Genomic DNA, 12,688 nt, shown 5'->3' with positions numbered 1-12,688 from the left:
TCCGCTGGTCCGTCCAGGAAATCCGCCGTATCGTCATCCGGCTGGCCCAGCGGCGCATCGAGCCTCGTCGCGTTATCGCTTGGTCATGCTGGCGACGCGCCCACCAAGCCGCCGCTCGACGCTCACATGTCCGATCAAGAACGTAACTGTAATGCTAGGCAATTTCCTGACCACATCCTCCCACTCGTAGGTAAGGCCGTCTTCTGAACTCCCCTCCCGCAGGCGGGAGGGGTTGGGGGAGGGGCGTGCCGCACGCTATGACGTTTCGGTATGCCTATGGCGGGCTCCGCATATCTTCTCCACGTTCAGTTCCTCACGACCGTCGGTGGAGTGAAAAAGCTACCTTCATACAGTGTCGCTCGTGGCAGGCCCTCCCCCCAACCCCCTCCCGCCTGCGGGAGGGGGAGCACGCGGCGTGCGGTCGGTACTTGCAGCAGGATGACATGAGGTGGACTCCCCCTCCCCTCCAGGGGAGGGGCCGGGGGTGGGGCGCTTCCACAAACGACAAGCCTTGGAGTGATGCCCCACCCCAACCCCTCCCCTGAAGGGGAGGGGCTTTCTTCGAATCAACCGCATGTCATCATGGTCTGGCCATTCCCCGGCGGTGGGAAGTGGAGGGGTCTTCATACAAAATTGAGGCCGCTGCCGGATCCGGGATCCTGTCATTTCAGACCATGCGAGGCGCGCAGACGCTCCGCCCATCCCAAATCCCCCGCCACCGCCCCACCAACCCCTGTTGGTCGACCGTCCGGAGCACTCGGGCGCGTGGGATGCGCGAGGGCCATTGCCGTTCGGGCTGAAACACGCTTTATGTGACTTGGTCCCATGACGTTCGCATTCCTTTCCCGCGCTTCGCTGGCGCTCGCCCTGGCCCTTGCGGCCGCACCCATGCCCCTTTTTGCGCAAGAGGTGGTCCAGCCGCTTCCCGGCACCACCGATGCCGATCGACTGGGCGATGTGATGCGCCGCGTGGCGCAGAACCCGCGCAACGTCGATGCGCTGGTCGAGGCGGCCGAGCTGTCGCTGCACTTGGATGATCTGTCCGGTGCGGCGTCGCTGCTGGCGCGGGCCGAGAAAGTCGATGCCCGCGATCCGCGTGTGAAGGCGGGCATGGGGTCGATTCTGGTCCGGTCCGAACGGCCGGGCGAAGCGCTGCGTTATTTCTCCCAGGCCGAGGCGGCTGGGTTGGCACCGGCGAAATTCGCGGGCGACCGCGGCCTGGCCTATGACTTGGTCGGCGACCAGGGGCGGGCGCAGCGCGATTACCGGTTGGCGCTGGCGAATGCTCCCAGTGACGAGATCGTGCGGCGCTATGCGCTTTCGCTGGGCATTTCAGGCCGCAAGGACCAGGCGCTCGAGCAGCTGGACCCGCTGCTGCGCAAGACGGACCGGGCCGCGTGGCGTGCGCGCGCCTTTATCCTGGCGATGGGTGGCGACCTTCCCGAGGCGACACGCATCGCCGCGACCATGATGCCGCCGCAGCTTGCGCAAGGGCTGCAACCCTTTTTCCAGCGTCTGCCGACGCTGCCCGCCACCGACCGCGCCTTTGCGGTTCATTTCGGTGAGACACGCGCCACGCCCGAGCGGCTCGCCGATGCGCGTCTGGCCCCGAACCTGCCGCCGCTGACGCCCGAGGCACCGGTGGCATTGGCATCCACGACACCTGTTGCGGTGCCCGGCACCGCGCCGACGAGCCGCGAAGATCGCCGCCGGGCCGGGCGGCAAGTGATGCGCGACGACCGCCGCGTGGCCCTGGCCGCCGCGACGTCGGCACCGCGGACGGTCCAATCGACGCCGGTCCCCGTCACGGCCGCACCGGTGCAGATGGCCAGCGTCGCACCGACGCCCATGCCTGCCCCCGTGACCAATGCGAACGTCGTGGCGGCCGCATCGCCGATGCGGACGGTGCAGCCGCAGCCGGGCTTCTCTACCGCCGCGCCCACGGCCCCAGTCTCGACGCCCGCACCGGTGGCCATGGCCTCGAACGGCACGGCGACGATGATCCAGCCGCTGCCCGCACCGCTGTCCCGGCCCATGGCGACCAGCGGGGCGACGGCGACGGTGCAGCCTTTGCCCGCCTCGCCAGCACCGGCACCGCTACAGATGGTGCAGGCGCTACCGCCCGCCGACCCGGTTCCCGCCCCCGTCCAGACGGCGCCAGCGTCGTCACCGGCCGAGCGTACGCCGCCGACCGCGCTGGCGATGGCCGAGCCGGTTGCTCCCCGCACGCTGACGCGCGCCACGCGCTCGACACGGCGTCCGTCCCTGGCGGCGACACGGGCGGTCCGCGAGGATTCGATCCTTGCCCGGATCGTCGCCAATCTGTCGATCCCGGCGTCCGAACTGGGCGTCGAGGGCCCCGATCGCCCCGCATTGGTCGCGGCGGCGACGCCGATCGCCTCCGGCCCGCAGCGTGTCCTGGCCGAAGCTCGCGCCAAGACCGATCGCGACCGCGAGGCGCGCGAGAAGGCGGCCGAGACGGTCGAACCCGCCGCCCCCCGCGAGCCCAAGGCCCCGACGGCCGCCGAGCGCAAGGCCGCCGCCGCGAAGCTCGCCGCCGAAAAGAAGGCCGCCGCCGCGAAAAAGGCCGAGGCCGAGAAGAAGGCGCTGGCCGCCAAGGAAGCCGCCGAGGAAAAGAAGCTTGCCCGCGCCAACCCGGCGCGCATCTGGGTTCAGGTGGCGGGCGGCGCGAACGAGGATGACCTGCCCAAGGCGTGGAACGCCGCCAAGTCGAAGGCACCCGAGATGTTCGCCGCGCACAAGGGCTATAAGATGCCGCTGCGCAACACGCACCGCGTCCTGACCGGACCGTTCAAGACGGATGCCGAGGCGCGCGCCTTCGTCAATCAGCTGGCCAAGAAGGGTGTCTCGGCCTTCCCCGTCAGCAGCGAGGCGGGCCAGTCGGTCGTCCGGCTCGATGCCAAGTGAGCCGTTTCGCCCCCTGGGCATCCTATCCCGAACACAGCCGGGGCCGGCGGCACGGCGAGGCGTCGGCGGTGGTGCGCGGCCCGCGCGATGCGTTTCAGCGTGATCGCGACCGGATCATCCACTCGATCAGCTTCCGGCGGCTGCGTCATAAGACCCAGGTCTTCATGGCGCCCGACGGCGACCATTTCCGCGTCCGCCTGACCCACAGCCTGGAGGTGGCGCAGATCGGTCGCACGATCGCCCGCACGCTGGGGCTGAACGAGGATCTGACCGAGGCGCTGTGCCTGGCGCATGATATCGGCCATCCGCCCTTCGGCCATGCGGGCGAGGACGCGCTGAAGTCCGCGCTGTCGGACCATGGCGGCTTCGATCACAACGGCCACACGCTGCGCACCCTGACCGAGATCGAGCGGCCCTATCCACGTTGGGACGGCCTGAACCTCAGCTGGGAGACGCTCGAGGGCTTGGCCAAGCATAACGGACCGGTTCGCCATCCGGGTTGGGCGCTGCGCGAGGCGGATGCGGGCTTTCCGCTCGATCTGGACAGCCATGCCTCGCTGGAGGCGCAGGTCGCGGCGCTGGCCGACGACATCGCCTATGACAATCACGATATCGACGATGGCCTGCGTGCCGGATTGCTGACGCTCGACCAATTATTGGCGGTGCCGCTGATCGCGCGCGGCTGGGACGCGGCGCGGCGGGAGTTTCCCGACGTCGCCCCCAAGCGGCTGGCAAGCGAGCTGATCCGCTCGCAGATCGGGGTGATGGTCAACGACCTGGTCGCCGAAACGCGCCTGCGGATCACCGAGAGCGGGGTGGGGGACGTCGCCGATGTCCGCGCCGCAGGCCGGGCGTTGGTCGGCTTTTCGGACGCGATGCGGGTCGAGGAGCGCGACCTGAAACGCTTCATGTACGCCAATCTCTATCATCATCCGCGTCAGCTGGCGGCGGCGGATGCCGCCCATGGCATCGTGCAGGGCCTGTTCGCGGCCTATCATGCCGATCCGGCCAGCCTGCCCGAGGAATGGCGCGACCGCCTGCCCGATGCGGAACCGGCGCGCAGTCGGCATATCGCCGATTTCATCGCCGGGATGACCGATCGTTATGCCGTAAGGTGCTACCGCGAGATGGTGGGCGAGATCGACCTGCCGGAAGGCTTCTGACACCGATCCGGCAGGATCGTCGTTAGGCAATCAGGCCTTCAGGCCCTTTGCCATGTTGAGATGCGCGGTCACGGTCGGGATCAGGCCGGTCGCGAAGGTCTTAAGCGATGCGACGTCGCCCGTCGCGGCATAGGCCTTCAGCGTGTCGAGCGTCTGCTGATGCCCGGCATTCTGCGCCGCGATATAGGCCTGGTCGAACGCGGTTCCGGTCAGGCCCTTCATCTGGTCCAGTTGCTGCTGCTGCTCGGCGTTCAGCGTAGGATCGGGCGTGATCGCCGGGCTGACCGAACCGGCGGCGGTCTTCAGCTTGGCGGTCGAGGCGGTGTGCGCGTCGATCATCTTCTGGGCGAAGCTCTTGACCGAGGCCGAGGCGCCGTTGGTCAGCGCCAGCTTCGAGCTTTCGATCTCGAACGTGTCGCTGGCGGCTGCGGCATTGGCGAAGCTCTGCGATGCGCTGAGCGCGACCGGGGTCGGCGTCGCTGCGGCCATGCCGTTCATGTCTTCGGTCGTCGCCATCGTGTTGGCGGGCGCCGCCTGGTTCGTCTCGCCGCTTCGGCCGCAGCCCGCCAGTGCGAGGAGGGCGCTGGTCGCGAGAATGGTCGCTCGGATCGTCATGTCGTTGAACTCCTGACAGAAAATGCAACGAGGCATAAGCGCGCCGGTCGTCCGGACGTTCCCGGTTTCGTCGAACCGGCCGTGCGATGGATGGGACCCGAACGCCCATCGCATCGTTGGTGGAGCGAACATTAGAGGGAAAGCGAGCGAAATGAGCATCTTCGGCAATATTCTGGGCAAGATCTTTCACCATGGTGAAGCCAAGCCCGCGCCATCATCGGCCCAGCCCGCCCCCACGCCGCAGGCCGCACCACAAGCCGCGCCGGCACCGGCCGCTCAGCCGAGCGCACCCGTCGCCGATACCGCGCCGCAATCCGTCGATGTCGGCGCGGTCCTGAGCGAGATGGCTGCCATGAAGAATGGCGGCGGCAACTACCAGAGCTCGATCGTCGACCTGCTCAAGCTGCTGGACCTGGATTCCAGCCTGGCCGCGCGCAAGGAGCTGGCGGGCGAGTTGAACGTCCATGCCGGTGAGGACGGATCGGCCGAGCAGAATATCGCCCTTCACAAGGCGGTAATGGCCAAGCTCGCCGAGAATGGCGGCATCGTACCCGACAGCCTGCGCAACTGATCGGCACACGCCGCCCAAATGAAAACGGCCCGCGTATCCCCCCCGATGCGCGGGCCGTCCCATACCGGGTGGGGTCGGATCAGCGCGCGCTGGTCTCGACGCCCGCACCCAGTGCACCACGCGCTTCGTCGGTCGAGAAGGCAACCGAGGTAGTGCCGGTCGTGCCCGTCACGCGGTGGCCCTTGACCACGAAGCGGAACGGCTCGCCGCCCGGATAGCGATGACCCTGAATGATCGAGCGGCCATTCTCGTTCGAACGGGTGTAGACATAGGTGCTGCCTTCATGGACGAACGTCTGCTCGCCCTCGGCGGCGATCGCACCGATGGTCGGAATGGCGGCGGCGGCGATGGCCGCCAGGGTCAGGATGGTCTTGCGCATGATCGAAACTCCCGCGTTTTTGCGTTGAGCCGGATCAGGTCCTCTCGCGCTGTGATCGCGCTGTAACTTTCGTATACGGTTATATTGCGGTGCAGCACGGCCAGCAACTGCAAAGGGCTTGGCCAAGGATGCAGATTGCGCAATCGTCAGGGGCGGGAGCCAAGGCATGATTTGAAGCGCGGCTCCGATTTCGCTAGAGCGCAACACTTTGCTACCCCGATCGGACGATGTGATGACCCTCTACACCCGCTTTGCCGCGCATATCGATGCGGCGCTGGACACGCTGGTCGCCGCCGGCACGCTGCCCGGCGGGCTGGATCGCCGCAACGTGACGGTCGAGCCGCCGCGTGACGCCAGCCATGGCGACCTCGCCACCAACGCCGCGATGGTGCTGGCCAAGCCTGCGGGCACGAACCCCCGCGCGCTGGCCGAGGCGATCGCCGCCGAGCTGGGCAAGCTGGACGAGGTGGACAGCGTTTCGGTGGCGGGGCCGGGCTTCCTGAACATGCGCCTGACCGACGCGGCGTGGCGCGACGAGCTGGCCGCGATCCCGCAGGCGGGGGCGGATTATGGCCGCTCGGCACGCGGGCAGGGCGTGACGGTCAATATCGAATATGTCTCGGCCAACCCGACGGGGCCGATGCACATGGGCCATTGCCGCGGCGCGGTGGTGGGCGATGCGCTGGCCACGCTGCTGGAGTTTGCGGGGCACAAGGTCATCCGTGAATATTATGTCAACGATGCGGGCGGCCAGGTCGACGTCCTCGCCCGCTCGGCGCATCTGCGCTACCGCGAGGCGCTTGGCGAGACGATCGAAATCCCCGAGGGCCTGTATCCGGGTGAATATCTGAAGCCGATCGGTGCCGAACTGGCGGCCGAATATGGCGATCGCTACGTCTCCGCGCCCGAGAGCGAATGGCTGGTCCTGTTCCGCACCCGCGCGGTGGCGGCGATGATGGTGATGATCCGCGAGGATCTGGCGCTGCTGGGCATCCATCACGACCTGTTCTCGTCGGAAGCCGAACTCCAGGCGGCGGGTAAGCCCGAGGCGGCCGAGGCCGAGCTGCGCGCGCGCGGGCTGGTCTATGACGGCGTGCTGGAAGCTCCCAAGGGCGAGACGCCCGAGGATTGGGAGCCGGTCGAGCTGCCGCTGTTCCGCTCCAGCCAGTTCGGCGACGACCAGGACCGCCCGATCAAGAAGTCGAACGGCGCCTGGACCTATTTCGGTGCTGATCTGGCTTACCACTACCAGAAGGCGCAGACGGCGGATCAGCTGATCGACATCTGGGGCGCCGACCATGCCGGCACCGTCAAGCGGATCGTCGCGGCGGTCGAGGCGCTGACCGGCGGCAAGACCAAGTTCGACGTGAAGCTGGTCCAGATGGTCCGCCTGCTGCGCGGTGGCGAGCCGGTGAAGATGTCGAAGCGGGCGGGCAATTTCGTCACGCTGGCCGATGTCGTGCGCGAGGTGGGCAAGGACGTCGTCCGCTTCACCATGCTGACCCGTCGCTCGGACGCGCAGATGGATTTCGATTTCGCCAAGGTGGTCGAGGCGTCGAAGGACAATCCCGTGTTCTACGTCCAGTACGCCCATGCCCGCATCGCCTCGCTGAAGCGGCGCGCGGCCGAGGCGGGCATCACCCTCGACCAGGGCGGCGCGGCCGATCTGGCGCTGCTCGATGCCGAGGATCTGGCACTGGTGAAGCTGGCGGCGCAGTTCCCGCGTATCGTGGAAACGGCGGCGGTCGCGCGGGAGCCGCATCGCATCGCCTTCTATCTCTATGACCTGGCGGCGGCGTTCCATGCGGCGTGGAATGTCGGCAATGATCGCCCCGATCGCCGCTTCCTGATCGCCGAGAATGCCGAGGTCACGCGCGCGCGCCTTTTCCTCAGCGACGGGATCGGGCAAATCATTCGTAACGGTTTGGCGCTCATGGGTGTCGAAGCGGTTTCGGAGATGAAGTGATGGCGAACGAAATGGACCTGCGGGACTATGACCGTCAGGAAGAGGATCGCCTCCCCTGGCTGGAAACGGTCGAGGCCGACGAACCCGAGGGGGTGGGCATCGGCAAGGTCGTGGCGCTCGTCATCCTGGGCCTCGCGATACTCGCGGCGATCGGCTTCGGCCTCTACAAGTGGCAGGCGCACAGTGCCGCGGCGGACGGCGACGGCGCGGTGATCGCCGCGCCCGAAGGCGATTACAAGGTGCGCCCGGCCGATCCGGGCGGGCTGAAGGTCAAGGGCGAGGGCAACACCGCCATCGCGACCAGCGCGGGCAAGCCCGGGGGCACCGGCGCGATCGACCTGCGTGCGGTGCCCGAGGCGCCGATGAACGGCACCCGCGTCGTCGAAAAGCCGGGCGAGCCCGGTGGCGGTCGCAACGCGGTGGCCCAGGTGCCCGAATCGGGTGGCAAGCTGGTCGCCCCCGCGCCGGTCACCGCCGCGCGGGCGCCCGCCGCCGCCCCGAATGCCAGCGGCGCGATGGTGCAGCTGGGTGCCTATCCCAGCGAATCCTCGGCCAATGCCGCCTGGGACCGCTATTCGAAGCGCTTTGCCTATGTCGGTGCGCTGGCCAAGGTGGTCCAGCCGGTCGCTTCGAACGGCAAGACGCTTTACCGCCTGCGCGTGAACGCCGGTTCGGCCAACCAGGCCGCCGACATTTGCGGTCGCCTGCGCGTGGCGGGCGAAAGCTGCTTCGTCGCCAGCTGATCGACCATGCCCCCTGCTCGGGCGACCGGGCAGGGGGTCGGAGTTTCCATCCATGATCCCCGTCATTTTCGGCCTGTCGGGCCCGGTGCTGACCCCCGACGAGCGGGCGTTCTTCGCCTCGGTCGAACCGGCGGGTTATATCCTGTTCAAGCGCAACATCGTCGACCGCGCCCAGGTGCGCGCGCTGACCGACTCGTTGGGTGCACTGGCGGGGCGCGACGATCTGGCGATCCTGATCGATCAGGAGGGGGGCCGCGTCGCGCGCATGGGGCCGCCCATATGGCCCGCATTTCCGGCAGGTCCCGCCTTCGCCAGGCTCTATGACGCGGCACCCATGTCGGCGATCCAGGCGATGCGCGCCAATGGCCAGGCGCTCGGCCTGATGCTGCGCGAGGTGGGGATCACCGTGGACTGCGCGCCGTTGCTCGACGTGGCGCAACCCGACACGACCGAGGCGATCGCGTGCCGCGCCTATGGTGCCGAGCCGATGCAGGTCGCGGCGCTGGGGCGTGCGATGCTCGACGGGCTGGCGGCGGCGGGCGTGGTCGGCGTGGTCAAGCATATGCCGGGCCATGGCCGCGCCTTGGTCGACTCGCACCACCTGCTCCCCACCGTCACCGCGAGCGAGGCGGCGCTGGCGGTCGATCTCGAGCCCTTCCGTACCCTGTCGAACGCCCCGATGGGGATGACCAGCCATATCGTGTTCGAAGCCTGGGATGCGACGCGCCCCGCGACCCTGTCGCCCGTGGTGATCGACCGGATCATCCGGGGCGCGATCGGCTTTGACGGCCTGTTGATGACCGACGATATCGACATGAAGGCCTTGTCCGGCACGGCGGGCGAAAAGGCGGCGGGCGCGCTGGCGGCCGGATGCGACCTGGTGCTCGATTGCTGGGCGCGGATGGACGAGATGGTCGAGATCGCCGGGCGCGTGCCCCCGATCACCGCGGCGGCGCGCGATCGACTCGACCGCGCCATGGCCAGTGTCGGTGCGGGCGAGGGCGACTTTGCCGAACTGATCGCCCGGCGCGACGCGCTGCTCGCCTTGGCCGGATAAGCGGCGACGCGGCCGCATCTCGCCATCGCGGCGGATCGCGGCTAAGCTGGTGCCATGACGGGGGAACAGCTGACGCTCGATCTGGACGGGTGGGAAGGGCCGCTCGACCTGTTGCTGTCGCTGGCGCGCTCGCAAAAGGTCGATCTGCGGCAGATTTCCATCCTGGCGCTGGTCGAGCAATATCTGCGCTTCGTCGACCGGGCCGGGCGGATGCAGCTGGAGCTGGCCGCCGATTATCTGGTGATGGCGGCATGGCTGGCCTATCTGAAATCCTCGCTGCTGCTACCGCGCCAGCCCGATGAGGAGCCCGATCCCGAAGAGATGGCGTTGCGCCTGCAACTGCGGCTGGAACGGCTGGCGGCGATGCGCGAGGCTGGGGCGCGGCTGATGGCGCGCGACCGGCTGGGCCGCGATGTGTTCGCACGCGGAGCACCCGAGGGGCTGGCGGTGCAGCGCAAGGCCTTGTGGCAGGCCGGACTGTACGATCTGATCGCCGCTTATGGCCGGATCACCGCGCGGACCCGCCCGGTCATGCATGTCGTCGCCGATCGCCAAGTCATGACGCTCGACGCCGCGTTGGAGCGGGTATCGATGCTGGTCGGCAGCCGGGTCGACTGGTCGGCGATCGAAACGTTCCTGCCCGATGGCAGCGAGCGGCTTCGGCGGTCCGCACTGGCGTCCAGTTTCCTGGCGGTCCTGGAACTCGCCCGGCAGGGCAAGGTCGAGCTGCGCCAGGCCGAGCCCTTCGCGCCGCTGCTGGTGCGCCAGTCGGCATGACCGAGATCGACCCGACCGTCCGCGCGGTGGAGGCCGTGCTGTTCGCCTCGCCCGATCCTATGAGCATCGAATCGATCCGTGCCCATGTCGGCGTCACGAAGGGGGCGGTGGATATCCGCGCCGCGCTGGAAACGCTGGGGGCGCATTATGCCGGTCGCGGCATCGCCCTCGTCCGGCGCGGCGATCGCTGGCATTTCCAGACCGCGCCCGATCTGGCCCATCTGCTGCGCCGCGACCGTGAGGAAGCGCGTCGCCTGTCGCGAGCAGGGATCGAGACGCTGGCCATCATCGCCTATCACGAACCCGTCAGTCGCGCCGAGATCGAGGCGATTCGCGGCGTCGCCATCTCCAAGGGCACGCTCGACGTGCTGATGGAGGCGGGGTGGGTGCGTCCGGCCGGGCGGCGCGAGGTGCCGGGACGGCCGCTGATCTATGCGACGACGCCTGCCTTTCTCCAGCATTTCGGGCTGACCACCAGGCGCGACCTGCCGGGCATCGAGGATTTGCGCGCCGCCGGGCTGCTCGATCCCGTCGATCTGGCGCTGGAGCGCATGGAGGACGAGGACGACCGTGGGGCCACGGACTCGCGCACGGACGATTGAGCGCTTTCCTTTGCGTCACGGCCGCGTCACAATGGTCCGCCACGGCTCCTGACACCCGATGGGGGCCCGACTGCATCGCCGACACCATTGCCGCTGGCGATGCCAAGGCCTAAATAGATAGAACTATTCCCAGGAGACGTGCCATGGGCAGCTTTAGCCCGATCCATCTTCTCGTTCTCGCGGTCGTCGCGATCCTTCTGCTTGGCGGTGGCCGCTTCTCCAACCTGATGGGCGACGTCGCCAAGGGCGTGAAGAACTTCAAGAAGGGCATGGCCGAGGAAGACGACAAGCCTGCCAAGCCGTCTGCCCGGATCGGGGCGCAAAAGGCCGCCGAGCCTGCGTTCGACCGTGAAGGCGAGCGCGTGCGCGACGATCGTTGATCCGGCCCGACTAGACCCGGCACCGGACATCCATGTTCAACATCGACTCCAGCGAGTTCTTGCTGGTCGCCATCGTCGCGCTTGTCGTGATCGGTCCCAAGGACCTGCCCAAGGCGATGCGTGTCGTCGGCTATTGGGTCGGCAAGGCGCGGGGCGTCACGCGCCAGTTCCGGCAGGGCTTCGACAACATGGTGCGCGAGGCCGAGCTGGAGGAAATGGAAAAGCGCTGGGCGGCGGAAAACGAGCGTATCATGCGCGAACATGCCGCCGATACGCCGCCGGTCACTTCGGTCGACGATACGCATCCGTCGCCCGCACCATCGCATGACGCCAGCGCGGTATCTGCACCCGCGTTGCCGGATCCGGCGCATGGAACTGCCGAGGCTGGCACTGGCCATAGCGACCATCCGGTGATGGTCGAAAAGCCCGTGGTCGCGCCCGCGCCCTCCGCCGAGCATCCCCATCGCGGGACCGAGGGGGCCGGGTCGTGAGCGAGCATGACGAGATCGACGCCAGCCGCGCCCCCCTGCTCGAACATCTGATCGAGCTGCGGCGGCGGCTGCTATATTGCATCGTGGCGGTCGGGCTCGCCTTTGGCGTGTCGATGTATTTCTCGGAGACGATCTTCGGCTTCCTGGCCAGGCCGCTTTTGACGGCCGGGCAGGGCAAGCTGATCTATACCCAGATCTTCGAGGCGTTCTTTGTTCAGGTGAAGGTATCGTTCTTCACCGCGGTCATGATCTCCTTCCCGGTGATCGCGAACCAGCTTTGGCAATTCGTCGCGCCCGGCCTTTATCGCAAGGAAAAGCGGGCACTTCTGCCGTTCCTGGTCGCGACGCCCGTCCTGTTCCTGATGGGCGCGGCGATGGCCTATTATGTCGCGGTGCCGATGGCACTGCACTTCGCGCTGGGGTTCGACGGCATGGTCGGCGGCGTGAAGCGGGAGGCATTGCCCGGCGTAGGCAATTACCTGTCCTTCATCATGCAGTTCCTGTTCGCCTTCGGTCTGGCCTTCCTGCTGCCCGTGCTGCTGATGCTGCTGGAGCGGGCGGGCATCGTCACCCGAAAGCAGCTGATCGGGGCACGACGCTATGCCATCGTCGCGGCGACAGCGATCGCGGCGGTGCTGACCCCGCCGGATTTGATGTCGCAGGTGCTGCTCGCCGTGCCGCTGATCATCCTTTACGAGCTGGCGATCATCGGCATCTGGTTTACCGAGCGCGCGCGGTCGAAACAGGCGGCGGTGGCGGAGGACGACGAGGAAGCCGACGCCACGGTGTGATCGGGCCGGGTTGCAGCCTGCAAAAAAGGGGTCTGGCTGAAGCCGGGCCTTTTTTTGTGTTTCGCGGGCGAGTGTGGCGTTCGAAGGCGCTCACCATGGACGAAGCCGTTAGAGCGGTTTTCGATCAGTCTGCATCATATCCGCACGCGGCGAAGTAGTTGGCACATTCCTGTGGTGAGTAGAGGTCGAGGATGCGGCCGATGGCGTTCCATAGGCCATGGATGG

At 67.6% G+C, this 12,688-nt stretch carries 13 protein-coding genes; 11 read left to right on the top strand and 2 right to left on the bottom strand.

What is annotated here, in order from left to right:
• Positions 1–825 precede the first annotated feature (825 nt).
• Both U1703_RS18460 and U1703_RS18455 read left to right on the top strand, forming a co-directional pair.
• Positions 826–2,928 carry an SPOR domain-containing protein gene (locus U1703_RS18460; RefSeq protein ID WP_332786909.1) on the top strand — a complete coding sequence of 701 codons (2,103 nt, stop codon included), beginning with the start codon at positions 826–828 and terminating at the stop codon, positions 2,926–2,928.
• The gene (locus tag U1703_RS18455; protein WP_332786908.1) at positions 2,925–4,091 is read left to right on the top strand and encodes a deoxyguanosinetriphosphate triphosphohydrolase; all 1,167 of its coding nucleotides are present in this window, start codon (positions 2,925–2,927) and stop codon (positions 4,089–4,091) included. The genes U1703_RS18460 and U1703_RS18455 overlap by 4 nt, the downstream gene beginning before the upstream one ends.
• A gap of 30 nt (positions 4,092–4,121) precedes the next feature.
• On the opposite strand, the gene U1703_RS18450 is transcribed toward U1703_RS18455, so the two are convergent.
• A complete protein-coding gene (locus tag U1703_RS18450) occupies positions 4,122–4,706 on the bottom strand; it encodes a DUF4142 domain-containing protein (protein ID WP_332786907.1) in 585 nt (194 codons plus the stop codon).
• A gap of 151 nt (positions 4,707–4,857) precedes the next feature.
• Between U1703_RS18450 and U1703_RS18445 the strand changes: the two genes are divergently transcribed.
• Positions 4,858–5,277, top strand: a complete 420-nt coding sequence (locus tag U1703_RS18445; RefSeq protein ID WP_332786906.1) for a DUF3597 domain-containing protein — start codon at positions 4,858–4,860, stop codon at positions 5,275–5,277.
• A gap of 79 nt (positions 5,278–5,356) precedes the next feature.
• On the opposite strand, the gene U1703_RS18440 is transcribed toward U1703_RS18445, so the two are convergent.
• On the bottom strand, positions 5,357–5,656 hold the full coding sequence (locus U1703_RS18440) for a hypothetical protein (protein WP_320451926.1): 300 nt from the start codon (positions 5,654–5,656) through the stop codon (positions 5,357–5,359).
• A 232-nt stretch (positions 5,657–5,888) separates the two neighbouring features.
• Here U1703_RS18440 and argS point away from each other — a divergent pair, with 232 nt between their 5' ends.
• The 8 genes from argS to tatC all read left to right on the top strand — a co-directional run bounded on the left by argS (position 5,889) and on the right by tatC (position 12,463).
• Positions 5,889–7,622, top strand: coding sequence for an arginine--tRNA ligase (gene argS, locus U1703_RS18435; RefSeq protein ID WP_332786905.1), 1,734 nt, complete (start codon positions 5,889–5,891; stop codon positions 7,620–7,622).
• The gene (locus U1703_RS18430) at positions 7,622–8,365 is read left to right on the top strand and encodes an SPOR domain-containing protein (RefSeq protein WP_332786904.1); all 744 of its coding nucleotides are present in this window, start codon (positions 7,622–7,624) and stop codon (positions 8,363–8,365) included. Before argS ends, U1703_RS18430 begins: the two co-directional genes overlap by 1 nt.
• A 52-nt stretch (positions 8,366–8,417) precedes the next feature.
• A complete protein-coding gene (locus U1703_RS18425) occupies positions 8,418–9,422 on the top strand; it encodes a glycoside hydrolase family 3 N-terminal domain-containing protein (protein ID WP_332786903.1) in 1,005 nt (334 codons plus the stop codon).
• Between the two features lie 54 nt (positions 9,423–9,476).
• Positions 9,477–10,199: a segregation and condensation protein A gene (locus U1703_RS18420; protein WP_332786902.1), complete on the top strand. Its 723-nt coding sequence runs from the start codon at positions 9,477–9,479 to the stop codon at positions 10,197–10,199.
• Complete coding sequence (scpB, locus tag U1703_RS18415; RefSeq protein WP_332786901.1) at positions 10,196–10,801, top strand: SMC-Scp complex subunit ScpB; 606 nt, start codon at positions 10,196–10,198, stop codon at positions 10,799–10,801. The genes U1703_RS18420 and scpB overlap by 4 nt, the downstream gene beginning before the upstream one ends.
• 143 nt (positions 10,802–10,944) lie before the next feature.
• Positions 10,945–11,181 (top strand): twin-arginine translocase TatA/TatE family subunit, encoded by a 237-nt coding sequence (locus U1703_RS18410; RefSeq protein WP_332786900.1) that lies wholly within the window; start codon positions 10,945–10,947, stop codon positions 11,179–11,181.
• Positions 11,182–11,213: 32 nt separating this feature from the next.
• Positions 11,214–11,672, top strand: a complete 459-nt coding sequence (gene tatB / locus U1703_RS18405) for a Sec-independent protein translocase protein TatB (RefSeq protein ID WP_332786899.1) — start codon at positions 11,214–11,216, stop codon at positions 11,670–11,672.
• Positions 11,669–12,463 carry a twin-arginine translocase subunit TatC gene (gene tatC, locus U1703_RS18400; protein WP_320451934.1) on the top strand — a complete coding sequence of 265 codons (795 nt, stop codon included), beginning with the start codon at positions 11,669–11,671 and terminating at the stop codon, positions 12,461–12,463. The genes tatB and tatC overlap by 4 nt, the downstream gene beginning before the upstream one ends.
• Positions 12,464–12,688 lie beyond the last annotated feature (225 nt).

It is taken from the genome of Sphingomonas flavida (assembly GCF_036663655.1).
Taxonomy (GTDB): domain Bacteria; phylum Pseudomonadota; class Alphaproteobacteria; order Sphingomonadales; family Sphingomonadaceae; genus Sphingomonas.
The sequence above is the reverse complement of the archived record's forward strand: the minus strand, read 5'-3'. Positions and strand labels throughout refer to the sequence as shown.